The following is a 26,072-nucleotide window of genomic DNA, read 5'->3' as shown; positions in this document are numbered from 1 at the left end:
CATGACCGTACTGATCAACGAACGCCCTGTCACTGCCGAACTGCAAGCCTTTATCGACCAGGTAGTGGCCGACGCCGAAGCGGCCTTCAGCGTCTTTCGCGAAACCAACACCATTACCGCCAATGGCACGGTTGGCTTCATCGAACGTGTGCCGGGTGAAGAGCTGCTGGTGTCGGTGAATTACGGCGGGCCGTGGAACCATCGCAAGCCGCTGCAGGCCACCGTCACCGATTTTGCGGGCAACGTCATCGTCGGCAAAGGTAAAGGCGGTTTGGGGCGTTACACCAAGCTGTTCCAGACCCACGCCGACGTCACCACCGTGTCGCACGTGCACAGCCCGTACCTCGGTGCCTGGGCACAAACCCACCGCACCTTGCCGTTCCACTACGTGCCGGTGCAACGCTATCAGTTGGCCCGCGAGCTGCCGGTGTACATCGACCGGCGCCAGGCCGAGGTGGACTTCATCCTCGACAAGATTGCCGAGAACCCGTTCAACCTGGCCATCCTGGAAGCCAACGGCGGCTCCACGGTGTGGGGCAAGCAGGGGCTGCGGGCCACGGCGGAGTTCATCCTGTTGCTGGAGGAGGGCGCGCAGATCCAGTTGCTGGCCGATGCCCTGGGCGGGTCGCGGCCTTACGGGCCAGGGGTGCTGACCCAGCAGTGGAAGATGAGCGGGTTGTACGACCGTGCTACCGAATTGGGCCTGGTGCCTGGCATCGATCGGCGCAACTGATGCGATCGCTGGGGGCGCTTTGCGCCCCTATCGCGACACAAGGCCGCTCCCACAAGGCCCGCGTACGCCGACCAATGTGGGAGCGGCCTTGCGTCGCGATAGGGCTGCGCAGCAGCCCCAGAGGCCTGCCCTCAAACACCTCATCTGAAAAGGACCCAGCCCCATGGCAGTCAAAATCCTTTGGTACCTCACCACCCCCGACGGCCCCTATCCCTGGGAGCCCGAAGGCCGCTGGCACACCGATTTCGAACACCTCAAGCAACTGGCCATCGCCGCTGACCGTCTGGGCTTCTACGGCTCGCTGCTCGGCTCAAGCCCCAACGAAAGCCTGGCCGTGTCGGCAGCACTGATCGACGCCACCACGCGCCTGCGCTTTCTGGTCGCCCAGCACCCGGGGGAGTTGTCGCCAGCGGTGCTGGCTAAATGGGCGCTCACCTTCGACCAGTTCTCCAACGGCCGCCTGCTGTTCAACGTGGTCAACGGCAACGATGCCGGCCTGGCTACCTTGGGCGTGCACTACCCGCACGATGAACGCTACGACTTCAGCCTGGAATACTGGCGCGCCTTCCAGAGTTTCTACGCCGGTGAAACGGTGGGTTACGACGGCCGCTACGTCAAGCTTTCACCCCGTTCGCCGGCCGCCGCCCATCACCCGCTGGGCGGTTGGCACCCACCGAAGCAAAAGCCCGGCATTCCGTTGTGGGGCGCCGGCACGTCGGCACCGGGCGTGGCCCATTCGGTGCAGTTGCTGGACGTGTACCTGAGCTTCGCCGACACCCCGCAAAAGCTCGGCGACAAGTTCCGCCGGGTAGCGGCCGAGGCGGCGAAGATTGGCCGTGAGCTGACCTACGGCACCCGCCTGCAAGTGATCGTGCGCGAAACCGAGGAAGAGGCCTGGGCCCATGCCGAGCGCCTGTTGCAGCGCACCTCGCTGGCCACCGCGCGCGCGGCCATCGAACGCCAGTTGCCGCCGGGGCAAACCTTCGACAGCTACGTCAGCGACGACCCGCGCATCCAGCGCAACCTCGACAGCCTCCGCGCCGGGCGGCTGCCCACCGCCCGCGAGCTGGAGATCTACCCCAACGTCTGGCTGGGCCCCAGCCTGTTCGGCTTCAACATCCTCGGCCCGGCAGCCGGCACGTACCTGGTGGGTAGCGCCGAACAGGTCGCCGAACGCATCCGTGAATACGAGGCCCAGGGCACGTCGGCATTCATCCTGTCAGGCTTCCCGCTGATCGATGAGGCGCACCGGGTGGCAGACCTGCTGTTCCCGCTGCTTGACCTGGACCATGGCTTCGAGGTGCCGCGCCTGGGCGCAGTCAGCAAGCCCGGCGTGGCGCAACCGGCGTAAGGAGAAGGTCATGAGCGAGCTGTTTTCGCGCCGGGTGTTTCTCGGCAACAGCCTGGCCGTTGGCGGCAGCTTGCTGCTGGGGGGGCTGCTCAGTGGCTGCGACAGCGGCTCGTCTTCAGCGGCCAGTGCGGCGCTGCCGGGCACGCCGGTGCACGGTGGGCGCTTGCGGGTGGGCATTATTGATGGCGACCAGGCCGGCAACCTTGATGCGCACAAGCCGGTGGGCGGCGGCATCATCCGGGGCTGGGCGCTGTACGCCAAGTGCTGGGAATGGAACGCCGACGTCAGCACGCGCCTGGCACTGGCCGAGTTCGCCGAGCCGAATGCCGACGCCAGCGCCTGGACCATCCGCCTCAAGCCTGGGCTGGAGTTTCACCACGGCAAAAGCATCACCGCCGACGACATGCTGTTCTCGATCCTGCGCCTGACCGACCCGCAGCTGGCCTCGCCCTTCGCCGGGCTGGTCGGCGCTATCGATCGGCAGGCACTGCGCAAACTGGACGAGCGCACAATTGAAATACGTTTCAAGCAGGGGCAAAGCTTCTACCCGCTCGATGAAACGTTGATCAGCTTCGGCGGCATCGTGCCCACCGACTACCACCCGGTGACCAACCCGGTGGGCGCCGGGCCATACCGGCTGAAAAGCTTCATACCTGGCCAGCGCTCGCTCTACACCCGTTTTGAAAACTACTACAAGCCCAATCGCCCCTACGCGGACGAGCTGGAAATCATCGAATTCAAGGACCAGGTGTCGCGGGCCGCAGCGCTGCGCGCCGGGCAGATCGATGTGGCCAGTGGTGTGCAGGCTGAGCACAGTGCACTGCTCAAGGCCGACCCACGGCTGCGGCTGTACGCCTCGCCGAGCACCTCGTTCACCGGCTTCAACCTGAACTTGGCCAAGGCGCCGTTCCAGGATGTACGGGTGCGCCAGGCATTCCGCCTGTTGGCCGACCGCCAGGAGCTGGTGGCGCGTGGGCTCAATGGCTTTGGCCGGGTGGCCAACGACTTGTATTCGCCTCACGACCCCACCTTCAACCACGCCATTGCCCAGCGCCCTTACGCGCTGGACCAGGCCCGTTCGCTGCTGCGCCAGGCGGGGCAGGACGATTTGCGTGTGGAACTGACCACCACGCCAGGGCCTGGCGTCAACGCCGCGCTGGTGTTTGCCCAGCAGGCCCTTAAGGCCGGGGTGCAGGTGAAGGTCAACCAGGTGGACGGGTCCGTTTTCAACGGCCCGCAACGTGAGCAATGGCAGCTGTCGCCCGGGTCGACCCCGGCGCGCGGCTTTCTCGCCTCGGCGCTGCACAACGATGCGCCGCAGGCCATCTACAACCGCAGCAACTTCCACGACCCGCGCTTTACCGAACTGTTCCAGCAAGCCCTGGCCCAGCCCGACCTGGCGCGGCGCAGGGCCTTGGTGCATGAAGCCCAGGCCATCCAGCACGAACGTGGCGGGTTGCTGATCTGGGGCTTTTCCGACGTGCTCGATGCGGCGTCGTCCAGGGTTGGCGGGCTTGCCCCGGAACAGACCACCTTCGCCTCCTGGCGCTTTGACGAACTCTGGTTGAACCCCAATGCCTGATCCTCGACACACGCCCCGCACGCCGGCCTGGCTGGCCTGGTTCATCGGCCGCCTCGGTTACGGGTTGCTCACGGCCTGGGTGATCAGCCTGGTGGTGTTCATCGCCACCCAGGCACTGCCTTCTGACCCTGCGCGGGTGATTCTCGGCCCGGATGCGCCGCTGGAAAGCATCCTCACCCTGCAACGGCAACTGGGCCTCGACCAGCCGATTCTGGTGCAGTACCTGCGCTGGCTAGGCGCAGCATTACGCGGGGACCTGGGCATTTCACTGGACTCACAGGTGCCGGTGGCACAACTGCTGTTCGGCCGGTTGGGCCACACCCTTGCCCTGCTGGCCGGGGTGTTGGCACTGGTGGTGCCGGTGGCCTTGCTGTTGGGGGTGAGCCTGGCCCTGCGCCGCGACAGCCGGCTGGACCGCTGGGGCCTGTCGGCGTTGATTCTGCTCAAGGCCACGCCGGGCTTTCTGCTGGCGATCGGCCTGGTGTTGCTGTTTTCAATGCCGGGCATGGGCTGGCTGCCGGCGGTGTCGATCCTCGACCCGCAGTTGCCGTTGTGGCGGCAGTGGCCGTCACTGGTGCTACCGGTGCTGGCCCTGAGCCTGACGGCCCTGCCGTACCTCACGCGCATGGTGCGGGCCTCGATGATCGAGGCGCTGGAGTCCGAGTATGTGATCGCCGCGCAGCTGCGGGGTGTCCCCGAGCGGCGCATCGTCTGGCGGCACACCTTGCCCAATGCCCTGACCCCGGCGATCCAGGGCGTGGCACTGACCCTGCGCACGCTGGTCGGCGGTGCATTGCTGGCCGAGGTGATTTTCAGCTACCCCGGTATTGGCACTGCGTTGAATGCGGCGATCCAGATGCGCGACCTGCCGATGATCCAGGGCGTGGTGCTGGTCATCACCGTGGCGGTGGTGCTGATCAACCTGCTGGCCGACCTGCTGACCGTATTGCTCACCCCCAAGCTGCGCACGGCGCGCCGGGTGCGGATGATCCGCCGTATCCGGCGCGGCATTCGGCCTTGGTGGCGACGCGCGCGCAGCACCCCTGCCCAGGAGGCGACCCATGATTGAATCCCGTTGGCTGGCCGACCCACAGGTGCGGCGTGGCGCTGTAATCACCTTGATGGTGGCGCTGCTGGCCGCTTTCGGCCCCTGGCTGGCACCTCATGCGCCCACGGCGATGGTCGGGCCGGTGTACGGCCCCCCGGCTGCCGGGGCACCGCTGGGGCACGATTTTCTGGGCCACGACCTGCTCTCGCGGTTGCTCAGCGGCGGCCTGTCGGTGCTGTGGATGTCGGTGGCAGCAGCCACCCTCGCATTGCTGGTTGGCGGCAGCCTGGGCCTGTTGGCCGGCTTCTCGCGCAGGCGCCTGGACCAGGCGATCAGCTGGGCGGCGGACGTATCGCTGGCGTTCCCGGACCTGATCCTGGTGCTGCTGATCGTGTCCATGCTCGGCCGTGCACCTTGGCTGATCGTGCTGACCGTGGCCATCGCCTTTACCCCGGGGGTTGTCCGCCTGGCCCGCGGCAGTGCCGTGGCGGTCGCCGGGCAGGAGTACGTGGAGGCGGCGCAGATGATGGGTTACCCGCGTTGGCGCATCCTCTTTCATGAAATCCTGCCGAACATCCTCACGCCGCTATTGGTGCACTTCGGCAACATGCTGACCTGGGCGGTGGGCATGCTGTCCGGCTTGAGTTTTCTGGGCTACGGGGTGGCACCGCCAGCGGCCGACTGGGGTTTGATGATCAACGAAAACCAGGCCGGCCTGCTGGTGCAGCCCTGGGCCGTACTGGCACCTGCATTGCTGATCGGGGTGTTTGCCTATGGCACCAACATCCTGGCCGAAGGGGTTGGCCGGGCCAGTGCCCGGATTGGGGAGAAGCAGCCATGAGCGCGCTGTTGAATGTGGCCAGTGAAGTGTTGCAGGTCAGCGACCTGCGGGTAGAGCTGGCCGGGCAGGTTGATGTGCTGGCCGAGGTGTCCTTCAGCGTTGCAGCGGGCGAGATTGTTGGCCTGGTGGGTGAGTCCGGCTCGGGCAAGACCACCTTGGCCACGGCGTTGCTGCGCCATGCCCGGCAGGGTGCGCGTATCGTTGGCGGGCAAGTGGTGGTGGCCGGGCAGTCGCTGCTCGAGCTCGAAGGTGAGGCCTTGCGCCTGGCCCGTGGCGGGCTGGTCGGCTACGTCGCCCAGGACCCGGCCACGGCGCTGAACCCTGCGCTGCGCCTGGGGGCTTTGCTGCGTGAAACCCTCTTGGCGCACCAGCCTGCGCTGTCGCGTGAAGCGGTGCGCCAGCGCATCGGCGAAACCCTGCTGGATGTGGGCTTGCCCGATGACGACGGCTTCCTGCGGCGTTTTGCGCATCAACTGTCTGGCGGGCAGCAACAGCGGGTGATGCTGGCGCTGGCGTTCGTCTTGCGGCCAAAGCTGATCGTACTCGACGAACCCACCACCGCACTGGACGTTACCACCCAGGCCCATGTGCTGCAGACCCTCAAGCGCCTGTGCCGTGACCAAGGTGTGGCGGCGCTGTACGTCACCCATGACCTGGCGGTGGTGCGTGACCTGGTCGACCGGGTGATGGTGATGTACGCCGGGCGGCTGGTGGAAGTGGCGGGGCGTGAGGCGTTGTTCCGCGCGCCGTCGCATCCCTACACTCGCGCTTTGCTCGCGGCCATACCTGACATTGCCCGGCGCCAGCCCTTGCAGGCGATTGCCGGGCATGCACCGGCACCGGGGCAGCGCCCGGATGGCTGTGCGTTTGCGCCGCGCTGCGGCAGGCGTCGTGCAGAGTGTTCAGTGATCGAGCCGTCGTTGCTGGCGCATGACGGCGTGCATCGAGTGGCCTGCCTGGTGCCGCACCGAGAGCCGCTGCCCCTCGGTGAAGCGGCTGTCGAGGCGGCTGCTGCGCCGGGCGCAGCGGTGTTGCTGGAGGTGCAGGGGCTGGACGTAGCTTACGATCGCCAGGTGTTGTTCGATGTGTCTCTGCGGGTGAGGCAAGGGGAGTGCCTGGCGCTGGTGGGCGAGTCGGGTTCGGGCAAGACCAGCCTGGCCAGGGCCATTGCCGGGCTGGGCGAAAACGTTCAGGGGCAACTCAGTTACGCCGGCGCGCCTTTGGCGTTTGCCGCGCGCGAACGTGATGCGCGGCTGCGTCACCAGATCCAGTATGTGTTCCAGAACCCCTATAGGGCCTTGAACCCGAGGCAGACCATCGGGCAAACGCTCAGCGCGCCGTTGGCGCACTTTTTCGGGGTGCGCGGTGGTAAAGCGCGCGAGCGGGTCGAGGCCGTGCTGGAGCGGGTGTCGCTACCGGCGCGTGTGGCCGACTTGTATCCGCATAGCTTGTCTGGGGGTGAACGCCAGCGGGTGGCGATAGCCAGGGCGTTGATCTGCGAGCCGAAGTTGCTGGTATGTGACGAGATCACCTCGGCGCTGGATGTGTCGGTGCAGGCATCGATACTGGCCTTGTTGCAGCGCTTGCAGGGGGAGGGGTTGACCTTGCTGTTCGTCACCCATGACCTTGGGGTGGTGCGGGCGATTGCCGACCGCGTGCTGGTGTTGCGCCAGGGGCGGGTGGTGGAGCAGGGCATTGCCGATCAGGTGCTGGGGCGGCCGGTTGATGCTTATACCCGCACGCTGGTGGAGCATTCGCCCAGGTTGCGTGTTGGCCTCTAGGTGCTTGCCTTGGGGTATGCAGCGCCTGTGAGACCGAGCGCCGCCCGCGCGGCGCATCGCGACGCAAGGCCGCTCCCACATCTGTTTCGGGCCAGTCATACCTGTACCAATGCGCGCGACCGCCTTGTTGGCCCGTCTCGATATTGAGGTGGGCGCCAAGGGGACGCGCGCCCATGTCACAGGAGTAATTGGCCCGAAACAGATGTGGGAGCGGCCTTGCGTCGCGATGCGCCGCGCGGGCGGCGCTCGATCTCACAGGCGCCAAACAACCCAAGGCATGCACCCGGCAAACCAGATGCACCCCACAGCCATACCCCCCCACCTTCACCCCACAAACCGGGCCTGGCGCCGTCGAACTTCCTCGCGCACCGCCGGTATCACCCAGCGCCCGTAATCCACCGTGTCATACAGCGGGTCATAGCCCCGGTTGAGAAAGGTGGTCACCCCAAGGTCGACATAATCGAGCAACGCCTGGGCCACGGTCTCCGGCGTGCCCACCAGTGCGGTGGTATCGCCATAGGCACCCACCGCCGTCGCCGTCGGCATCCACAACGCCCGGTCATGCCGGTCGGCACGGGCGGCGGCTGCCAGCAGGCGTTCAGAACCGGTGCCCTTGATGCGTTTCTGCCAAGGGCTGTTAGCCGCAAATTGCGGGTTGGCCTTGATCTGCGCGAGGATCTGTTCGGCACGCTGCCAGGCCTGCTCCTCGGTGGCACCCAGGATCAGCCGCACCGACAGGCTGACCCTTGGCGCTGCCACCCCTGCGGCGTTCGCGGCAGCCTTGAGTTTGCCGATCTGCTCGGCGACGCCGCTCAGCGGTTCCCCCCACAGCGCATACAGATCCGCATGCTTGACGGCGATCTGGTAGGCGATGTCGGACGAGCCTCCGAAGGAAATCGGGATATGCGGCTGCTGCAGCGGCTTCACCGGTGAAAAGGCACCCTTGATATTGAAGTAGCGGCCCTCGAAGTCGAACGGCGCCTCGGCCGTCCAGGTGCGGCGGACAATCTCCAGGTATTCGTCGGCACGCCGGTAGCGCTCGGTCTTGTCCAGCAGCGTGTCCCCCTCTTGCGGCTCGGCGGTGATACCGGTGATTGCATGCAGGCGGATGCGCCCGCCGCCGGTGGTGTGGTCGAGCGTGGCGAATGCCCGTGCGGCCACCGTCGGCGCGGTCAGCGCCGGGCGGTGGGCAATCATGAAACCCAGGCGTTCGGTGTGCGCGGCAGCATAGGCGGCAATCTGCAGGCTGTCGGCGCTGCCAGGGCCGCTGGCGATCAGCACCCGGTCGAACCCGGCATGCTCATGGGCGCGGGCGTGGTGACGGATGAATGGCAGGTCGAAGTCGGGTGTGCGTACGCCACGGGTCTCGGACCACTGGCGGGGGAAGATCATGCCGACAAATTCAATGGACATGGCTAAGGCCTTTCAGGTTGAGGAGGAATCAGAATTGGTAATCGACCTGGGCCAGCAGCGTGCGGCCCGGCATCGGTTGCAGAAAGGTATTGGTGGACCCGGCCAGGCCACTGACGAAATTCAGCTCGTCGGTGACGTTGAGCATGCGCACCGTCACGCCCCACTGCGGCTGGCGGTAGTACACGGCAAGATCGAGGTTGTATTCGTCCGGCACTTTCACCGTCTTGCTCAGGTTCAGGTACCAGCTGCTGGTCCACCAGCCGGAAAGCTCAACGCCAAACCCTGAGTCGAAGCGGTAGTCGACATACCCGCCAGCGTTGTATTCGGGGATCTGCACCGCATCGAACTTGCCGGCCGGGCGCTGGTTGAGGCTGTTGTTGTCGCCAAACACAGTGCCGTTGTCGGGGATGAAGCCGGCCGAGGCAAACCCGGCCTGGCTGGTGAACTCGTTGTAGGCGCTGATGCGGCTGAGGTTGAGGCCGCCGCGCAGGTGCTGGTCCTGGTAGCGCAGGGTCGCTTCCCAGCCTTTGACGATCAGCCGGGCAATGTTGTTGTTGCTGTCCGGCGACTGGTCACGGGCCTGCTTGTAGGCAGCCAGGGTGAAGAACAGCTGGTCGGGCACAGCCTCCACCTTCAAACCGACCTCATGCAACACGCTCAGGCTCTCGAAGGCCAGTGGGTTGAGCTGGTTGGCCCCCGTGCCGCTGCCCCAGCCCAGGCCGTTGGTGAAGAAGCCGGTATTCACTGCGAGGGAACGGTCGAACGTGTAGTACAGCGTGCTGTTTTCCGTGGGTTTGAAATAGGGACTGACCTGCACCGAGAACAGCCGGTAATTATCCGAGTCCTTGCGCGGGTTGCCGCCGGTCAGCACGAACGGGTTTTCGATGCGGGCGTCGATCCAGCTGCGGCTGGCGCCCACGTTCAGGCCCACACGTTCACCCAGGCGCAGGTTGTGCTGGCTGAACAGCGTCTGGGTGGTCCAGGTGCTGTCGGCGGTGTAGGGCGCCACCGATTCTGCATACAGACCGTGCCCGGCCGGGTACATGGCGGACAGGTTGAGCCAGCCGTAGTAGCTGGAAAGCTGCGGCACACCGGGTTGGCCGATCCAGGCGGCGTTGCCACCGGCGGGGTTGCGGCCGTTCAGGCCGAGCAGGTCGCCGGGGTTTTTCAAGGTGGGGTCGAGGGTCAGGTCATAGGCGTTGATGGTGCTGCCGAAGCTGTTGTTGGCGGCGATCGACTCGTTGCGCTCGCGGCGGTAGATCAGCCCTGTGTTGCTGTCGTCGACCAGGGTCAGGTCGCCCAGTTGCCACTGGCCACGTGCGCGGAATTCGAAGCGGTTGTCGAAGATGTCGTCCTTGCCCTGCACCTGGAACGCCCCGACGGCATCGGTGGTGTCGGTGGAGTGCTGGTAGAAGGTGCTGTTGGCCAAGGTGATCGACGGGGTCAGGTCGCCTTCGATGCGCAGTTGCGTGGTAAAGCGCCGCGAACGGTTTTCGTCCTGCGCGCGCTGGCCGGTTTGTGACGACAAGGAGGTCAGGCCGTTGCCCGCCAGCGACGGGTCATAGACCCAGCCCCGCAGGCTGCCGGGGTTGGCCTGCGTATTGGGTGACGCGCCCTGAAAGCTGCCGTTGACCACCTGGTACTGGCCCTGGGCATTGCGCTGGCGTTGCACCCAGCCCAGCACCTGGGCATCGGAGGCACCGGAGGACAGCACTGGCGACCACAGTGTATTGCCGTTCTGGATGACCGGTGTGGCGCGGCCGGCGTAGTACTTGCCGTGGTCGACCAGGTCCTGGGTGGCGCGGTTCCAGCCGTGGGTGATGTTGTAGTCGAAGTAGTCGTCGTAGGCGGCGTTCCAGTCCACCCGCAGGTTGTCGTTGCGCCAGGCCAGCGCGCCGTAGAAGGCGTCGAAGTTGTTCTCGACATTGTCGTAGAAGTCTTCCTGGCGCTGGCGGGTGATGCTCACCCGGTAAGCCAGGTTGTCCGTCAGCGGGCCGGTGTTGTCGATGCTGAACTTGGTGGCATCGCGTGATTCGCCATCGGGGATCCAGCTGCCGATTTCGCCGCTGAGCTTGGTGCGGAAACGGTTGAAGTCAGGCTTCTTGCTCAGGTAGTTGACGTAGCCGCCACTGCCGCTGACCGAGCCGTAGGTCACCGACGACGGCCCGGCGACGATGTCGGCGCCTTCGTAGGCGTTGAAGTTGGCCGGGTGGCGCACGCCGTAGGCGCGCTGGCCATCCTGGAACACCTCGGTATTCTGCCCGCGCATCTGCGGGGCGATGCCGGCGTTCTGGCCACCGCCGCGGGTGATGCCGGGGGCGTACTTGACCAGGTCGTCGGAGCTGCGGATCGGGTCGTTGGCCAGTTGCTCGGCGTTGATCTGGGTGACTGAGCGCGGGGTGTCCAGCACCTTGGCTTCCAGGCCGCCATAGATCGAGGCGGGCGGTCGGGTGGGCAGGGCATCGTCGTCAGTCTGTTCGGCCTGCACCGTGACGGTTTGCAGTTGGGTGTCTTGGGCGTGGGCCAGCGGCGCGCTGGCGGCCAGCATGGCCAGCGCCAGGGCGCTGGGCGGGAATTTGGGGTGCAGCAAGGTCACGCGGGGCATTGGCTGGGCCTCGTTCAATAGCAGGAATGTGGGAGAAGCGAGGGCGCAGCCGCGCCTGCGGTTGGGTGGGTATCTCTCAAGCCTGTCAGGAGGTTCGGTGGGAGCGGGCTTGTCCCGCGAACCAGGGCGAAGCCCTGGCCATGCACCTCTGGTGTCCAGGCGGGCCTATTCGCGGGACAAGCCCGCTCCCACAGGGGAATAGGCTGTCTTGGGGCGGATCAGGTTTTCAGCCACAGGCTCTCGAACCGCCAGGTACTGAACAGCGATTGCTCGGCCTGCGCGCCACCCACGCGGGTGCTGACGCTGTCGAGCAGGTCGGCAAAGCCCCATATCAGCATGCCGCCGCGCTCGTACTGAATGCGTTGCGCCCGGTGTACCAGCGCTTTGCGTTGCTCCAGGTCCGGCTGGGCCATTGCGGCGAGGAAGGCCTCACTGAATTCGCGGTCGTGGAAGTGGGTCTTGTTGGCTACAGCAAACGGCGCGTCGGTGTGGATGGCACTGGCCAGGAACGGCGCACCGATGCTGCCGCCGGTACTCAAGGTCCAGTCGTCGCGCTGCGGGCCCTGGAAGGTGGCCAGGTCGACCTGGCGCACGTTCAGGGTGACGCCGATACGTCGGGCCTGCTCGGCCAATACCAGGGCCGAAGCCAGCCCCGGCCCTGGTGTGGTCACCAGATCCACCTGCAACTGTTCATGGCCGGCCTGGCGCAGCAACTGCGCCGCACGCTGCGGGTCATGAGGGCGCGGGCCAAGGCTGTGGTCGAAGGTGGGGTCGAAGGGTGCATACAGGTCGTTCGCCACCCGGCCCTGGCCATTCAGCGCACGGCGCACCAATTCGTCACGGTCGGCCAGCAGGCGGAATGCTTCCCGTACGCGCGGGTCGTTGAAGGGCGCCTTGGCGGTGTTCATGTCGAACGACAGCCAGTTGCCGCTCACCGATTTCAGCAGCCGCAGCCGAGGGTCGGCCTGCAGTACCTGCAAGTGCTCGGTGGACATGACGTTGGCCATGTCGATTTGCCCCGCACGCAACGCTGCCAGGCGGCCGGTCTGGTCCTTGAAGTCGATGATCTCCAGTTCATCGGCGTAGGGCTTGCCGGGCTTGTAGTAGTTGTCGAAGCGGGTGAACAGCGAGCGCTGGCCTGGGGTGAAGCTTTTCAATTTGTACGGCCCGGCACCGACCGGGTTGGTGACCGGGTGGTAGTCCACCGGTACGATGCCGCCGAAGTTGACCCAGGTTTCTGCCAGCGGCAGGTAGCTGCGCCCCTCGCGAAAGCCCAGGCGTACGGTGCGGTCGTCCAGCTTGACCAGGTTGTTGCGGTCTACCCAGTGCAGCAGCGCCGCATAGGGCGAGGCCAGCTGCGGGTCGGTGAGGCGGCGGATGGAAAAGATCAGGTCGTCGGCGTCGATGGTCTTGCCGTGGTGGAATTCCAGCCCCGGTTTCAGCCGCAAGGTCCAGCTGCTGGCATCGGCATTGGGCTCGGCGAACTCGGCCAGGGCCAGGCGCGGCTGCATCTGCTCGTCCCATTCCCACAGTTTGCTGTACAGGGCAAAGCCACGCACGATGCCGCTGCCGATGGGCTTGTGGGCGTCGAGGTTGCCGCTCTGGTTGCCGTCGATGATGCCCAGGCGCAAGCGCCCGCCGTGGCGCGGCTGGTCGGCTGCAGCGTGGGTGGGGCTGTCGGCGGGGCCGCAGCCGGCCAGCAGCCCGCCCGCCAGCACGCCAGCGTGGCCGAGGAAGCCGCGCCGGCTCAGTGGGTAACCGTCCCTGGCCATGGCGTCAGGCCCCGTTGCTGGCGTGCAGTTGCACGGGTTCGGCTGCCGGGCGGGCAAGGGCTGCGCGCTGCGCACGGAAGTGCGGCAGGATGTGTTCGCCGATGCGGTAGGCCTCTTCCAGGTGCGGGTAGCCGGCAAGGAAGAACAGATCGACACCGATGCCGTGATACTCGCGGATACGCGCCACCACGTCGGTGTAGCTGCCCACCAGTGCGCAGCCCGGCGGGATGCCGATGTAGCCGAAACCGGTCCACACATTGGGGTGGATGAAGAAGTCGTCAAAGGCCTGCTGCTGGTCCTGGTCGCTGTAGCCGTGCTCGTAGCTCAGCTTGCGCGCCGTGCGCAGGCCGGCGTGGGCGGCGCGGGCCTTGACCGTGCCTTTGGCCACGCCTTCGTCGAAGAAGCGCTTGGCCTCGGCCAGCGCGGCTGCTTCGGTCTCGCGTGCGATCACGTCGATGGACAGGCCAAAGCGGATGTCGGTACGGCCCCACTTCAGCGCCCGGGCGCGGATGTCGGCGATCAGCGCGGCGATCTCGTCCGGGTGCTCGGCGCGCATCAGGTAGAAATCGGCGTGCTTGGCGGCGAACTCGCGCGCTGCCACCGACGAGCCTGCGGTGCAGATCAGCGGCAGCTCGGCCTTTTTCAGCGGGCCGCGCAGGCCACCGCCCTCGGCGCGGTAGTAGGTGCCTTCGTAGTGGAACTGCTCGTTGTGCCAATAGCCGCGGACCACGTCCATGAATTCGGTGGCACGGGCGTAGCGCTGGTCATGGTCTTCAAAGTCGCCCACTTGGCGCTGGATGGCATCGGAACCGCCGTTGATGATGTTCCACACCAGCCGGTTGCCGGTGGCGCGCTGGTAGGTCGCGGCCTGTTGCACGGCCACCCACGGGGTGTAGTGATAGGGCTGGAACGCGGTGACGAATTTCAGCGTGCGGGTTTCCCGTGCCAGCAGCGAGCACACCGTCCATGGCTCTTCGCCGGTGGGGGCGTTGACCATCAGTGCGCCGCCAAAGCCGTTTATTTCAGCGGCGCGGGCGATTTGACCGAGGTAGTCGATATAGGTGAAGTGATCACCCACGGCAAACCCCGACACCGCACCGGTGCTGGGCCCGCCCGCATGCCAGTCGCCGCGGTTGCGCGGGTCGCCGGGGAGGAACTGGGTTTCGCCATGCAAGGGCAGGCGGGTGAAGAATTCGATGCTCATGGGTTGGCCTCCTTACTGGACGCTTGGGCTGCAATTGGGGGTGACCGGCTGGCCGCTGATGACCTGGCGGGCGAAGGGGATCGAGTCCTTCAGCGAGGCATTCACCGTTTCGCTGTGGCCCAGGCCCTTGTAAAGGTGGCCCTGCACCACCGAGCCGGCCTTGCAGGCGTCCTGCATCAGCGCCACCTGTGTAGCGGCGGCGGGGGTCTTGTCCTCGGCGCCGGTGCCGATGAAGATCGGCTGGGCCAGTTTCAGGGTCGGGTACGACACCTGCGCCAGCCATGGCTTGAGCTGGTCGCCCTTGTAGTCTTTCTTGGCGTTGGCCGGGGTCAGGCCTGTGCCGACCACGTCGCTGACCAAGGCTGACAGGCAGCTGGTGCGCGCCTGCTCGAACAGCGGCAAGGCCTTGTCGGTGTAGAAGTCGCGCGGGTCGATGCTTGGGTCGTACTGCTGCGCAGCCAGCAGGGTGTAGAAGCCATAGGCCAGGGCCGGGTCGACCTTGTCCTGGTCTTGTTCACCGACATTCTTCGAGCCCACGGTGTAGATCACCCCCGTACCGATACTGCCCTTGACGCCCAGCTTGGGCGCATAGGTCGCCGCATAGGCACCGGCGGCAAAGGCCCCGGCGCCGCCTTGCGACTGGCCAATGATCAGCACCTTGTCTGCCAGCCCTGGCACGCCGGCGACCACCGCCTTGGCCGCATCGAGAATGCCGTAGGCGGCCATGCGGTTGTTCAGCAGCGGGTGGCCACCCGGTACACCGAGGCCTTGGTAGTCGGTGGCGACGATGGCGTAGCCCTCATCGAGCCAGCGGTTGAGGTATTGCACATCGCGGTAGCTGCGGCCAGCCCAGGACGGTGCGCAGATATCTGCCACGCCGACGGTGCCGTGGCCCCAGCTGGCGACCGGCCAGCCGCCTGCCGGTGCCTGGCCTTTGGGAATGAACAGTGCGCCGGACACCACGATCGGGGTCTTGCCGTCGATACCATCCAGCGAGGTGTAGAGAATGCGTTGCGCGCTGGCTGCGTTGGGCAGGCTGAGTGCCTGGTCCAGCGGTTCGCTGCGCAGCAGTTTACCGGGCGTGCCGGGGATGGCCTTGCTCCAGGTGTAGAAGGCCGACACACGGCCATCGCCCTGCTGCGGATCAGGTTTGGGTGCGTAGGTTTCGGCGGCCATGGCACCGATGGACAGGGCCAGGGCGCTGAGGCCGAAGACGAGCGAAGCAGGCAGTTTCATGGGTAAGGCTCTCAAGGTTGTTGGCTGATCTGGGCGTCGAGGGACGGCCAGTAGTGGGTCAGTTGCAGGTCGATCAGCGCCTGGCGGGTAAAGCCTGTGGCCAGGTCACTGGTAATGTCGTAGGGCGTGCGGATCAGCCGGTTGGCCAGGGCGTACTGGCCCAGGGCGTCGTAGTGGGCCTTGAGCTGGGCATCGCTTTTCGGTGCCCAGCGCGCCTTCCACACGACCGGGTCGTCCTGGTCGTCCCGGCGCAGCACGCTTTCGCTCACACCGGCGCGCGAAGACAACCCGTAGTAGGCGTCGCGGTTCTGCTCCTGAGAAATCCACCAGGCGGCGCGCACCCAGGCGGTGGCCACCAGCTGCGTCAGGTCGGCGTGCTGCTGCACGAAGCGATCAGTGCCCCACAGGTCCGACACCAGCCGCCAGTCGTTGGCGCCTTGCTTGGTCGACCAGAGGATGCGCGCCACGCCTTTGTCTTCCAGGGCATAGGCTTCGTTGAGCAGCACGGCAGCGTCGACCTTGCCGGCGGACACCGCAGCCGCGCCTACTTGCGGGTTGAGGTTGGCGATCTTGAAATCACTGAGTGCCAGGCCCTGGCTTTGCAGGAAATTGCTGAAGGCGAACTCCCACGGGCGGCCGCGGTGCAAAGCCAGGCGCTTGCCTTTGAGGTCCTGAATGCTGCGCACCGTCGAGTTGCTCGGTACTACCAGGTAGATGTTGTTGCCGCTGCCACCCGGTACCACCAGCTTGCCCGGCACCTGGCCGGCGCCGGCGATGACCGAGGGCAGGTCGCCGCGTACGGCAAAGTCCAGGCTGTCGTTGCTGAAGCCTTCGTTGATCTGCGGCCCGGCGCCGGCATGCGGCAGGGCGGTCCATTGCAGTTTCACGCCGCGGGCGGCCAGTTGCTGTTCCAGCCAGCCTTCTTCAATCACCCGCCCCGGGATGCCGCCGAACACCGGGGCGCCACCCTGGGTGAAGGCAACAATGGCGATGCGCACCGCCGCCGGTGGCTCGGCGGCCAGCGCAGTCAGGCTAAGGAACAGGCCGCCCAGCAGGGCGAGGGCATTACGCCAGGGATTGTTCATGTGCAGCTCCAGGCAAAGGTTCTACAGGCCAGGAGCGAAATGCATGCCAGCATGCCTTGAAGTGGCGCAAGCCCCCTATTTACAGGGCCTCCAGCCATGAGCACGTAGGTGTGCAAGGCAAGGTCTGCTGATCGGCGGGCAGGGGAGTGCTGACGGGTTGCTGCTGTGGCAGCAATCAGCTGCTGAAAATTTGAATATTCTTAATTCGAATATCTAAATATTAATTAATAATTTTTTGATCTAATTTGTTTCATGCACTATGGGCCTGCGCGTCAACTGCCAGGAATGCCCCTATGTCGCTGATCACCCACCCCAATGCCCGCGAGCTGACCAAGTCGGTACGTGCCACCGTGCTCGTGTTCAAGGACCCGCGCTCCCAGGAACTGCTCAGCCGCATCGAGCGCCTGGCGCCCAGCGAGGCCAACACCCTGATCATCGGCGAAACCGGCACCGGCAAGGAGCTGGTCGCCCGTCATATCCACCACCTTAGCCGCCGTGGGCGTGAGCCATTCGTGGCAGTCAACTGCGGTGCCTTTGCCGAAACCTTGGTGGAGAGCGAGCTGTTTGGCCACGAAAAAGGCGCGTTTACGGGCGCCACCAGTAACAAGGCTGGCTGGTTCGAGGCGGCTAATGGCGGCACGTTGTTCCTGGATGAAATCGGTGACCTGCCGCTGAACATGCAGGTGAAGTTGCTGCGGGTGCTACAGGAGCGTGAAGTGGTGCGCCTGGGTTCACGAACGCCAATTCCGATCAATGTCCGGCTGGTGGCGGCGACCAACGTCAATCTGGCCGATGCGGTGGTGGCGGGGCACTTTCGTGAAGACCTGTTCTACCGCCTGCATGTGGCGACGATTCGCTTGCCGCCGTTGCGCGAGCGGCCGGGGGACATCCTGCCGCTGGCGGAATTCTTCATCGAGGAACATTGCCGACGCCTGGGTTACGAGCGTGCTTCGTTGAGCCCGGATGCCGAACGCAAATTGCTGGCGCATAGCTGGCCGGGCAACATCCGCGAGCTGGAAAACGCCATTCACCATGCGTTGCTGGTGTGCCGGTATCAGGTGGTGGCGCCGGCGGACCTGCACCTGGTCGATATGCGGCCACAGGTGGCGGCGCCTGCGGCCCATGCGTATTTGCCGGCAGCGAGCGCGGCACCGCCTGACCTGGAAAGCGCGTTGCTGGCGTTGTTCGAGCAGAACGTGCCGAATTTGTATGAGCATATTGAGGAGACGGTGTTCAGGGCGGCGTATCGGTATTGCCACGGCAACCAGTTGCAGACAGGGCGGTTGCTGAACATCAGCCGCAACATCGTGCGGGCGCGGCTGGAGAAGATTGGCGAACTGTCGAAGGCTTGATTTGCTTGTCTTGGGGCCGCACAGCGGCCCGAAAGTGGCTTGGTTATTTGATGAAGCGCACCTGGCTGATGATCTTCTCGATCACTGCCCCTTTACGTTCGTTGAAGCGGACCTTGTTCTGCTCGAACAGGTTGTTGCCCTTGGTATCGATGGAGATGATCAGCGGCCCGAACTCGCGAACACGGTTCACCCAAAGGGTCTCCGGCATGCCCAGGTCCTGCCACTCCGCACGCTCTACTATCGATGTGGCCATTCGCTTTGGTGAGCTGCCTGATTCGCGCCTGATCGCGCGCAAGATCGCTGCCAACCGCCGCCGGTTGTGCGCGGCGCCCGCTTACCTGGAGGCCCACGGCACCCCTGAAGCACCAAAAGACCTGGCCAGCCACAACTGCATCGTGTTGCGCCAGAACGATGCCGCGTTCGGCATCTGGCGGCTCAGCCGCGGCAAGCAGAGCGAGTCGGTGAAAGTGCGCGGCAGCCTGAGCACAAACGATGGCGAGGTCGCCCTGAACTGGGCCCTCGATGGGCAAGGCATCCTGATGCGGGCCGAGTGGAACCTGGCTGACCACCTGCGATGGCGCATCGTCAGCTCAGCGTTCTTGGGCCTGGCCGAAGACCTTGGTTTCCCATGACCGCTGCGCAAAGCAATTGCGAAATCCGGTCAGACTCAGGTTAAATGAGAGTCATTATTAAAGACGCTCTCATCGGTTCTACCATGTCCTGTGCTGACCCTTCCCTGCAAAAAGCCGTGCACACGCTTTACGAGGACTATCATGCCTGGTTGTGCGGGTGGCTGCGCCGCAAGCTCGGGTGTGTGGAGCATGCGGCCGACCTGGCCCAGGACACGTTCATGCGGGTACTGACCCTGCGCAAGGCGGCCGAGCTGCAACAGCCACGGGCTTATCTGAGCAGTATTGCCCGCAGCCTGATGATCGACATGTTTCGGCGGCGTGCCGTGGAGCAGGCCTACCTGGAAACCCTCGCGGCACGGCCTGAGCCTGTAGAAGTTTCGCCGGAGGCGCGCCTGCTGATCATCGAGACCCTGCTGGAAATTGATCGGCTACTCGACGGGCTGGGCTCGCGTACCCGCGAGATCTTCCTCATGGCCCAGCTCGATGGCTTGAGCTATGTGGAAATTGCGCGGCGCCTGGATGTTTCGCTCACTACTGTCAAAAAGCATGCAGTGCGGGCGCTGACCCATTGCCTGATGCTGGCCGAGGCCTGAACCATGGCGGCCGAACCATTGGACCGCGATACACTGGAGGCTGCCGCACGCTGGTATGTCGAGCTGCGCTGCGGGGCGGATGACACCCTGCGAGCGGCGCACCAGCGCTGGTTGTCGAGTAACCCGCAACACTTGCTGGCCTGGGAGCGCCTGGCACGCTTGCAGGGCAAGCTGGCGCAGGTTACGCCCGGCATTGCACGGCCGACGTTAACCAGTGCCAGGGCCAAGCGACGTGAGGTCCTCAAGGTGCTTTCAGTGCTGCTGGTCGGGAGCGCGACAGGGGGGGTGGTGTTGCAGGATGGCATCGTTGCACGGTTGACAGCCGATGTGCGCACAGGCGTTGGCCAGCAGCGTTCGTTGCGGCTGGACGATGGGACCCAGTTGCGCCTGAACACCGACACTGCTGTTGATATTCGCTACAACGGCGAGTGGCGGGCCCTTGAGTTGCTCAAAGGAGAGATTCTGGTGCAAACCGCCTCGGATGCATTGTCTCGGCCTTTCGTCGTGCATACCGGGCAGGGTAGCGTCCGCGCACTCGGTACGCGCTTCATCGTGCGCTGCGACAACGACCTTGTGCGGGTCTGTGTATTGCAGCATGCCGTGGAGGTGCGCAGTGCACTTGCCTTGGCGTCTGTGCGGGTAGAGGCCGGGCAACAGCTGGAATTCAGCGCGGGGAAAACCGGCAACGTGACACCGCTAGCGGCGATGGCAGACGCCTGGTCCCGCGAGATGTTGATCGTGGATGACTGGCGCCTCGCCGATGTTGTCAGCGAACTGCAGCGGTATCGGCCTGGGTACCTGGGCTGTGATGAGGCCGTGGGTGGGTTGCGACTGTCCGGGGCGTTTCACTTGGGCGACATCGATATCGTCCTGGAAAACCTCACGACCACGCTGCCTGTGCGCATTCGTCGCTTCAGCCGCTACTGGACGCGCGTCGAGGCTGCCTGAAGCCTGATGCCGGTAGTTGAGCATTTTAGGGCCGCAACGCGGCCCCAGGATGCTTGATTGAGTGTCATGGCCTGAAGGCTGGCGATTTTTTTGCCTGGGGGGGTTATCGATTGTCGTTCTCGTTCGACTTGTAGGTAGACGCGCACCAAGCGCAATGAAAACACTGCCGCAGGGCGAAAGGAAACCGCATGCTCGCTGTCAACGATTGCAACCGCATCCTCTTGATCAACTCGACCAAAACCAGACTGGCGCGTGCCGTGAATCGCGCAATGTTCAGTGTGGTGCTGGCGACGCCATTGGCAACGCTGATGGTGGCCAGCCCTGCCATTGCCCAAAGCCAGGCCGAAACTTCGTTCGATATTGCCGCCGGCCCCCTGGCCACGGCGCTTACGCAATTTGCTTCGGCTGCGGGAGTGACGGTGTCCTTCGAGCCGTCATCGGTGCAGGCACTGAAGTCGCCCGGCCTGCATGGCCGCTACAGCTCCGATGCCGGCCTGCGCCAGTTGCTGGCGGGTAACCGGTTGCAGGTGTTGAAGCAGGCCAATGGCAGCTACTCGCTGCTGCCCATGGTCGGTGACGATTCGACCCTGCAGCTTGATACCACCAGCATCACCGGTGCGGCTGCGGAGTCCGCCTATGGGCCCGTGAATGGCTACGTTGCCAGCCGCAGTGCCACCGGGACCAAGACTGACACGCCCATCCTGGAGATCCCTCAGGCCATCAACGTGATCACCGCCGACCAGGTACAAGCCCAGGGCGCGCGCAACCTGACCCAGGCGCTGCGCTACACCCCGGGCCTGGCCACCGGCGGCTTTACCGATCGCAACAGCATTGCTGACGAAATCACCAGCCGCGGGTTTGCTCCGACCCCGCTGTACCTGGACGGCGCATACCTGCCGTACGCCGGTAGCCTCGGGGGTGCACCCCAGATCGACCCCTACACGCTGGAGCGTATCGAAGTACTCAAAGGCCCATCTTCGGTGCTGTACGGGCAGAACCAGCCGGGTGGGTTGATCAACATGGTTTCCAAGCGCCCCACCCGCGAGCCGCGTAGCCAGGTGAAGCTTGGCGCTGGCAGCTACAACCGGGTCAACGGCGCCTTCGATACCAGCGGCCCGCTGGACGAGCAGAAGGTCTTTACCTATCGCCTGGTCGGGGTTGCCGACAAAGGCAACGAAATGGTCGCTCACTCGCACAGCGAGCGCTTGTTGCTGGCGCCGAGCCTGACCTGGGCGCCAAACGAAGACACGTCCCTGACGCTGCTTGCCCAAGTGCAGCGTGATGATGGCCTGCCCGATTATCAGACGTTGCCGATGATCGGCTCGCTCAAGCGTGGCCCGACAGGCCAGCATATCGACCGCGACTTCTTTTCGGGGGACTCGCGGTACAACGATTACAAGCGCAACCAGTACATCTTCGGCTATGACTTCAGCCACCGTTTCAATGACGAGCTGGCATTCAGATCTACCGCGCGCTACACCGACGTACGAGACCGCTACAAAGGCTTTTACCTGCGCAGCTTCGTGACAGAAGGTGATGTGGTCGACTACACCCGCGCCAACCGGGTCAAGCTTGACTGGCGTCAGCACAACATCGCCTACACCCTCGATAACAACCTGGAGTACACCTTTGACACGGGCGCACTGCGGCACACCTTGCTGGCCGGCGCGGACTACCGTCACTTCTCGCGCAAGTACGATGGTTACAACGCCTACAACGTGTTGCCGGTCGACCTGTATGGCAAGAACAACTACCCCACCAGCAACGTAACGCCGGTGCTGGATACCCGTTGGGACAATACACTGCGCCAGACCGGGGTCTACGTGCAGGACCAGATCAAGCTGGATAACTGGATCCTGACGGTAGGCGGGCGCCAGGACTGGGCGGAAGTCGACAACAAGGATCTGCTGGCGCACAGCATTGCCTCCCAACGCGACACCAAGTTCACCGGGCGCATCGGCCTTACCTATGTCACCGAGTTTGGCCTGGCGCCGTATGTCAGCTATTCGCAGTCGTTCTTGCCAACCGTGGGCACGGCAGCGCCCGAGCGCGGTGGCAAGGCGTTCGAGCCAAGCGAAGGCGAGCAATACGAGGTGGGGCTGAAGTATCAGCCTGTCGACGGGACCTTGTTCACGGCGTCGGTGTTCCAGGTGAAACAGAAAAACATGCTGACCGGCGATACCGAGTACCCGCAGTACCAGACGCAAAATGGCGAGGTGCGCTCCCGTGGTGTGGAGCTGGAGCTTAAATCCAGCATCGAGAATGTCGATGTACTGGCCGCGGCCACCTACATCGACTCGTTCTATACCAAAAGCACCTATGGCGACCAGGGCAACCGCAACGAGGCGCAGGCCCCGGTGTCTGCCACATTGTGGGTGGATTACCACTTCACCCAGGCCACCCTCAATGGCCTGACCTTTGGCGCCGGGGCACGTTATACCGGCCGCAAACAGGGTAACTCGGCCAATACCTTCGAAGTACCGGCCTACGCCGTGTATGACGCCACCGTCAGCTACGACCTGGCCAAGCTCGACCCAAGCCTGCGTGGCCTGCAGGCCAGCGTGAATGTTCAGAATATTTTCGATCGCGAGTACGTTTCTGACTGCAACTACGCGTTTGGCTGCTATTACGGACAGGAGCGGGTTGCGTCGGTAGAGCTGACCTACGACTGGTGATCAAGCCCCCGCGCCACGCGGTATACTCCGCGCCATTTTGCCAATGGCGGGAGAACGCTATGCGCCAGGTTTTGCTCATCGTCGATGTCCAGTCCACCTTCAGCCCGCCCGAGTGGCTGGTCGATGGCTTGCGACGGTTGTCAGCGAACATCCCTACCGTTGCCTCGGTCGAGTTGCACGACGAACAGGTCACGCCGTTCGAACGGCAGCTCGGCTGGCACCCGGCTGCCGAGGACGAAAGCCTGGTCGAAGCCGACCAGGTGTTCGTCAAGCATGGCTACGGGCAAAGCGCCGAAGCCATCGAGTACATCAGGCAACTGGGTGTGGAGCGCGTGCTGGTGTGTGGGCTGCAGACCGAAACCTGTGTGCTGGCCGCCGGCTTTGCCCTGTTCGATGCGGGGCTGACGCCCACCCTGGTGACGGACATGACGGTTGGGTCTTCACTGGACCGGTCGGCCAAGCTGGGGATCCAGCTGTGGCAGCATCACTTTCGCCACGTCACGACCTCGGCTGAAGTGCTGGCCGAACTGGCGGGACAACGCTAAGACCTGCAGTGCCAGATCATCGTGCAGGCAGGCTAGTCTGTCAGTCCTGTGGGAGCGGGCTTGCCCCGCGAACACCGGCAAAGCCGGTGCCATGCAGCGCACGGTCCCCCTCGCGGGACAAGCCCGCTCCCACAATGGCTGGGCGCTGGTTCACCGCCCTGTCAGAAGTCCCAGCGGGTCGTGACCATCAGGTTGCGTGGTTCGCCGTAGTACGTGGTATCGAAGTTTCCAAGCCCGGTCAGGTAAACCTTGTCGAACACGTTGTTGGCATTGACCGTGAAGCTCAAGTGCTCGCTGTACTGATAGCGGGCCATCAGGTCCACCAGTGTGTAGCCGCCTTGCTTGATGCGGGTATAGTCGTTGGCGATCGGGCTGTAGATATTCCCGTAGAAGCCGCTCTGCCAGCGCAGCCCACCGCCCACGGTCAGCTGGTCGAATGCGCCAGGCAGGCGGTAAGTATTGAACAGCCGTACCACGTGCTCGGGCTTGGTGGTTGCCAGTGGGAAGCCGAAAATCCGTTGGTCGTCGGCATCGCGGGTACGGGCGTAGGTGTAGCCGGCGGTGACGTTCCAGCCGGGTGCCAGTTCGCCGGCCAGCTCCAGTTCGACGCCCTTGGTGGTGGCGCCGTCAATGGCTTTGTAGATGCCTTCGTTGGTCACCGGATTGGTGCCGATATTGGAAGCGACGTTGTCTTGCTCGATGCGGAAGAACGCCAGGGTGCCGTTTAGCCTGCCGTCGTACCAGGCAGCCTTCAGCCCGGCTTCATAGCCGTCGCCTTCGACGGGTGCGAGGGTGGCGCCGTTGATGTCCTTGTAAACCTGCGGCTGATAGATCGACGTGTAGCTGGCATACACCGAGTAGGTGTCGTCCAGGTCATAGACCACGCCCGCATAGGGGGTGACCACACCGTGTTCCTTGTAGCTTGCGTGGGTGTCGCTCAACGAAGACGTTGGGTAATAGTCCTGATCATCGTTGTACTTGAAGGTGCTGACCCGGGTGCCGAGAATGACCGAGAGCTTGTCGGTCGGCCTCAGGCGGGTGGCCACATAGGCGCCATTCTGGCTTTGCGTGGTGGTGTAATCGCCGTTTTTCGGGAAGTTCTGCTCCGGCAGTTTGCCGTTCCAGTCGAAGATGGAGCCGGGCACCATGGCGAACGCGCTGGCGTCGTAGGTATCGCCGGTCTGCTTCGAATGCGAGGTCATGAAGCCTGCCACCAGGTCGTTCTCACGGCCGAACAGGGTGAACGGGCCGGATATATTCACGTCTGCGGTGTTTTGCACGCGGTGACCTTCCCAACGCCCCCAGTACAGGAACATGCCCTCGCCGGTTGCCGGGTTTGGGTTGCCGCCGCTGGCAGACGCCAGGCGCGTATCATGGTCGCTGATCATGTGGTTGAGGCTGAGCTTGACCTTCCAGTCGTTGGCCAGGGCCTGCTCCAGCGAGGTGAAGTACGTGGTTGACTCGAAGTCGCGACGGCTCCAGTCTGCCGCCGGGTTGTGCGAACGCGAGAAATCGGTGCGGCTGCCGTCGGAAAAGTAAGTCGGGTTACCGGTCCACGACGACCCACGCGGAGTCGTGGTCTGGTTGTCGATGCCGAAGGTGAGCAGGGTGTCGGGTGTCAGGTCGGCTTCAAGAGTGCCGTAGTAAACATCCTTTTTCTGCTTGTAGTGGTCCAGGTACGACTTGCGGTCCTGGTAGGCCCCCACCAGGCGGCCACGTACGCTACCGCTGTCGTTGAGCGAACCCGAAATATCACCTTCGGTACGGTAGTTGTCCCAGGACCCCGCGCTGGCGGTGATCGACGCCTTGAAGTCTTGAGTGGGCTTCTTGCGCACCAGGTTGACCGTCGCCGAGGGGTCGCCAGAGCCGGTCATCAGGCCGGTGGCACCCTTGATCACTTCGATGCGGTCGTAGGGCGCCATGTCGACGTGGGTCACGCCCTCATCGTAAACGCCGTCGTAAATGGTATTGATGCCATCGTACTGGTAGTTGGTAATGGCAAACCCGCGTGCGGAGTACTCCATGCGTTCGCTGTCGTACGCCTGGACCGAAACCCCGGGCGTGTTGCGCAGCACGTCGCCGATGTCTTGCGAGCCGTGGTCGTCGATAACCTGGCGGGTGATCACGCTGACCGACTGCGGCGTTTCGCGCAGGGTCAGTGGCAGTTTGGTTGCGCTGGTAGAACCGCCGGTGGTGTAGGCGCCGGTACCCTCGGTGACGTTACCCAGCCCCAGCGCATCGACGCGGCTGGGGGCCAACTCAAGCACATCCCCCTGTTGGGTGCTCAACAGCAGCGAGTAGCGCCCGTCGCTTTCCCGGGTGGCCTGCAACCCGGTGCCACTGAGCAGGATCTGCAAGGCTTGGTCGACGTCATAGCGCCCCTCAAGCGCAGGCGAACGTTTACCGCGCGTCCAGTGGGTGTCGAACGACAGCACGATGCCAGACTCGGCAGCGAACTGGGTCAGCGTTTCGCCAAGGTCGCCCTGTGGCAGGTGGTAGTCATGGGCTTGCGCAGCGCTGGCAGCGCCAGGCCCCGCGAGCAGTGCAGTCAGTAGCAGGCAGGTGCGCAGGCCTGGCGCAGTGAAAGGCCTGGGTTTGAAGCGGCAGGTCATCGTCGCGTTTCTCTGATAGGTAAAAGTCGGGATACCTATGAGTCGGATAAGCCCTGGCAAAGTG

18 protein-coding genes and 2 pseudogenes are annotated in these 26,072 nt (G+C 64.4%); 12 read left to right on the top strand and 8 right to left on the bottom strand.

All coding sequences use genetic code 11. The features are described 5' to 3' along the window. Nucleotide 1: 1 nt before the first annotated feature. From AC07XM_RS24160 to AC07XM_RS24135, 6 genes are all read left to right on the top strand, one after another. Nucleotides 2-733, top strand: coding sequence for a class II aldolase/adducin family protein (locus tag AC07XM_RS24160; RefSeq protein ID WP_016486042.1), 732 nt, complete (start codon nt 2-4; stop codon nt 731-733). Between the two features lie 163 nt (nt 734-896). Beyond that, nucleotides 897-2,084 (top strand): LLM class flavin-dependent oxidoreductase, encoded by a 1,188-nt coding sequence (locus AC07XM_RS24155; RefSeq protein ID WP_102689844.1) that lies wholly within the window; start codon nt 897-899, stop codon nt 2,082-2,084. 10 nt (nt 2,085-2,094) lie between these two features. Next, nucleotides 2,095-3,666 (top strand): ABC transporter substrate-binding protein, encoded by a 1,572-nt coding sequence (locus tag AC07XM_RS24150; RefSeq protein ID WP_102689843.1) that lies wholly within the window; start codon nt 2,095-2,097, stop codon nt 3,664-3,666. After that, complete coding sequence (locus AC07XM_RS24145) at nt 3,659-4,735, top strand: ABC transporter permease (protein ID WP_102689842.1); 1,077 nt, start codon at nt 3,659-3,661, stop codon at nt 4,733-4,735. The genes AC07XM_RS24150 and AC07XM_RS24145 overlap by 8 nt, the downstream gene beginning before the upstream one ends. Then, a complete protein-coding gene (locus tag AC07XM_RS24140) occupies nt 4,728-5,555 on the top strand; it encodes an ABC transporter permease (protein ID WP_070086545.1) in 828 nt (275 codons plus the stop codon). The genes AC07XM_RS24145 and AC07XM_RS24140 overlap by 8 nt, the downstream gene beginning before the upstream one ends. Further along, nucleotides 5,552-7,336 carry a dipeptide ABC transporter ATP-binding protein gene (locus AC07XM_RS24135; RefSeq protein ID WP_095114849.1) on the top strand — a complete coding sequence of 595 codons (1,785 nt, stop codon included), beginning with the start codon at nt 5,552-5,554 and terminating at the stop codon, nt 7,334-7,336. Before AC07XM_RS24140 ends, AC07XM_RS24135 begins: the two co-directional genes overlap by 4 nt. 324 nt (nt 7,337-7,660) lie before the next feature. Here the strand turns inward: AC07XM_RS24135 and AC07XM_RS24130 are convergent, their stop codons facing one another. The 6 genes from AC07XM_RS24130 to AC07XM_RS24105 all read right to left on the bottom strand — a co-directional run bounded on the left by AC07XM_RS24130 (nt 7,661) and on the right by AC07XM_RS24105 (nt 16,651). Then, a complete protein-coding gene (locus AC07XM_RS24130; protein ID WP_095114850.1) occupies nt 7,661-8,749 on the bottom strand; it encodes an LLM class flavin-dependent oxidoreductase in 1,089 nt (362 codons plus the stop codon). Between the two features lie 28 nt (nt 8,750-8,777). After that, nucleotides 8,778-11,354 carry a TonB-dependent receptor gene (locus AC07XM_RS24125; protein ID WP_102689841.1) on the bottom strand — a complete coding sequence of 859 codons (2,577 nt, stop codon included), beginning with the start codon at nt 11,352-11,354 and terminating at the stop codon, nt 8,778-8,780. Between the two features lie 218 nt (nt 11,355-11,572). Then, nucleotides 11,573-13,126, bottom strand: a complete 1,554-nt coding sequence (locus AC07XM_RS24120; RefSeq protein ID WP_070086548.1) for an ABC transporter substrate-binding protein — start codon at nt 13,124-13,126, stop codon at nt 11,573-11,575. 4 nt (nt 13,127-13,130) lie between these two features. Further along, a complete protein-coding gene (locus AC07XM_RS24115) occupies nt 13,131-14,330 on the bottom strand; it encodes an LLM class flavin-dependent oxidoreductase (protein ID WP_102689840.1) in 1,200 nt (399 codons plus the stop codon). Between the two features lie 12 nt (nt 14,331-14,342). Next, nucleotides 14,343-15,566 carry a lipase family protein gene (locus AC07XM_RS24110; protein WP_016486051.1) on the bottom strand — a complete coding sequence of 408 codons (1,224 nt, stop codon included), beginning with the start codon at nt 15,564-15,566 and terminating at the stop codon, nt 14,343-14,345. An 11-nt stretch (nt 15,567-15,577) separates the two neighbouring features. Next, a complete protein-coding gene (locus tag AC07XM_RS24105) occupies nt 15,578-16,651 on the bottom strand; it encodes an ABC transporter substrate-binding protein (protein WP_095114854.1) in 1,074 nt (357 codons plus the stop codon). A 293-nt stretch (nt 16,652-16,944) separates the two neighbouring features. On the opposite strand from AC07XM_RS24105, the gene AC07XM_RS24100 reads away from it, so the two are divergent. Beyond that, nucleotides 16,945-18,003, top strand: a complete 1,059-nt coding sequence (locus tag AC07XM_RS24100; RefSeq protein WP_016486053.1) for a sigma-54 interaction domain-containing protein — start codon at nt 16,945-16,947, stop codon at nt 18,001-18,003. Nucleotides 18,004-18,046: 43 nt separating this feature from the next. On the opposite strand, the pseudogene AC07XM_RS24095 reads toward AC07XM_RS24100, so the two are convergent. Beyond that, nucleotides 18,047-18,241: pseudogene (locus AC07XM_RS24095) on the bottom strand (L(+)-tartrate dehydratase subunit beta); the annotation flags it as partial. A gap of 1 nt (nt 18,242) precedes the next feature. Between AC07XM_RS24095 and AC07XM_RS24090 the strand changes: the two are divergent. The 5 genes and pseudogenes from AC07XM_RS24090 to AC07XM_RS24070 form a co-directional block, all read left to right on the top strand. After that, nucleotides 18,243-18,578: pseudogene (locus tag AC07XM_RS24090) on the top strand (LysR substrate-binding domain-containing protein); the annotation flags it as partial. 140 nt (nt 18,579-18,718) lie between these two features. Continuing rightward, nucleotides 18,719-19,228, top strand: a complete 510-nt coding sequence (locus tag AC07XM_RS24085) for a sigma-70 family RNA polymerase sigma factor (protein WP_102689839.1) — start codon at nt 18,719-18,721, stop codon at nt 19,226-19,228. A gap of 3 nt (nt 19,229-19,231) precedes the next feature. Then, on the top strand, nt 19,232-20,176 hold the full coding sequence (locus AC07XM_RS24080) for a FecR domain-containing protein (protein ID WP_023047922.1): 945 nt from the start codon (nt 19,232-19,234) through the stop codon (nt 20,174-20,176). A gap of 188 nt (nt 20,177-20,364) precedes the next feature. Beyond that, nucleotides 20,365-22,851 (top strand): TonB-dependent siderophore receptor, encoded by a 2,487-nt coding sequence (locus tag AC07XM_RS24075; protein WP_016486058.1) that lies wholly within the window; start codon nt 20,365-20,367, stop codon nt 22,849-22,851. A gap of 59 nt (nt 22,852-22,910) precedes the next feature. After that, entirely contained in the window at nt 22,911-23,396 is a 486-nt protein-coding gene (locus tag AC07XM_RS24070; protein WP_016486059.1) for an isochorismatase family protein, read from the top strand. Between the two features lie 161 nt (nt 23,397-23,557). Here AC07XM_RS24070 and AC07XM_RS24065 read toward each other — a convergent pair whose 3' ends face one another. After that, nucleotides 23,558-26,008 carry a TonB-dependent siderophore receptor gene (locus AC07XM_RS24065; protein ID WP_102689838.1) on the bottom strand — a complete coding sequence of 817 codons (2,451 nt, stop codon included), beginning with the start codon at nt 26,006-26,008 and terminating at the stop codon, nt 23,558-23,560. Between the last annotated feature and the right edge of the window lie 64 nt (nt 26,009-26,072).

It is taken from the genome of Pseudomonas sp. GW460-LB5 (genome assembly GCF_059423245.1).
Note: the sequence above shows the minus strand (reverse complement) of the source record. Positions and strands in the feature narration are given on the sequence as shown.

What these genes read in the sequence shown, in the direction of transcription:
- AC07XM_RS24155 (WP_102689844.1), top strand. Translation starts at nt 897, where the DNA reads ATGGCAGTCAAAATCCTTTGGTACCTCACCACCCCCGACGGCCCCTAT.
- AC07XM_RS24145 (WP_102689842.1), top strand. Translation starts at nt 3,659, where the DNA reads ATGCCTGATCCTCGACACACGCCCCGCACGCCGGCCTGGCTGGCCTGG.
- AC07XM_RS24125 (WP_102689841.1), bottom strand. Translation starts at nt 11,354, where the DNA reads ATGCCCCGCGTGACCTTGCTGCACCCCAAATTCCCGCCCAGCGCCCTG.
- AC07XM_RS24150 (WP_102689843.1), top strand. Translation starts at nt 2,095, where the DNA reads ATGAGCGAGCTGTTTTCGCGCCGGGTGTTTCTCGGCAACAGCCTGGCC.
- AC07XM_RS24100 (WP_016486053.1), top strand. Translation starts at nt 16,945, where the DNA reads ATGTCGCTGATCACCCACCCCAATGCCCGCGAGCTGACCAAGTCGGTA.
- AC07XM_RS24110 (WP_016486051.1), bottom strand. Translation starts at nt 15,566, where the DNA reads ATGAAACTGCCTGCTTCGCTCGTCTTCGGCCTCAGCGCCCTGGCCCTG.
- AC07XM_RS24075 (WP_016486058.1), top strand. Translation starts at nt 20,365, where the DNA reads ATGCTCGCTGTCAACGATTGCAACCGCATCCTCTTGATCAACTCGACC.
- AC07XM_RS24085 (WP_102689839.1), top strand. Translation starts at nt 18,719, where the DNA reads ATGTCCTGTGCTGACCCTTCCCTGCAAAAAGCCGTGCACACGCTTTAC.
- AC07XM_RS24115 (WP_102689840.1), bottom strand. Translation starts at nt 14,330, where the DNA reads ATGAGCATCGAATTCTTCACCCGCCTGCCCTTGCATGGCGAAACCCAG.
- AC07XM_RS24130 (WP_095114850.1), bottom strand. Translation starts at nt 8,749, where the DNA reads ATGTCCATTGAATTTGTCGGCATGATCTTCCCCCGCCAGTGGTCCGAG.
- AC07XM_RS24120 (WP_070086548.1), bottom strand. Translation starts at nt 13,126, where the DNA reads ATGGCCAGGGACGGTTACCCACTGAGCCGGCGCGGCTTCCTCGGCCAC.
- AC07XM_RS24065 (WP_102689838.1), bottom strand. Translation starts at nt 26,008, where the DNA reads ATGACCTGCCGCTTCAAACCCAGGCCTTTCACTGCGCCAGGCCTGCGC.
- AC07XM_RS24140 (WP_070086545.1), top strand. Translation starts at nt 4,728, where the DNA reads ATGATTGAATCCCGTTGGCTGGCCGACCCACAGGTGCGGCGTGGCGCT.
- AC07XM_RS24160 (WP_016486042.1), top strand. Translation starts at nt 2, where the DNA reads ATGACCGTACTGATCAACGAACGCCCTGTCACTGCCGAACTGCAAGCC.
- AC07XM_RS24105 (WP_095114854.1), bottom strand. Translation starts at nt 16,651, where the DNA reads ATGAACAATCCCTGGCGTAATGCCCTCGCCCTGCTGGGCGGCCTGTTC.
- AC07XM_RS24135 (WP_095114849.1), top strand. Translation starts at nt 5,552, where the DNA reads ATGAGCGCGCTGTTGAATGTGGCCAGTGAAGTGTTGCAGGTCAGCGAC.
- AC07XM_RS24080 (WP_023047922.1), top strand. Translation starts at nt 19,232, where the DNA reads ATGGCGGCCGAACCATTGGACCGCGATACACTGGAGGCTGCCGCACGC.
- AC07XM_RS24070 (WP_016486059.1), top strand. Translation starts at nt 22,911, where the DNA reads ATGCGCCAGGTTTTGCTCATCGTCGATGTCCAGTCCACCTTCAGCCCG.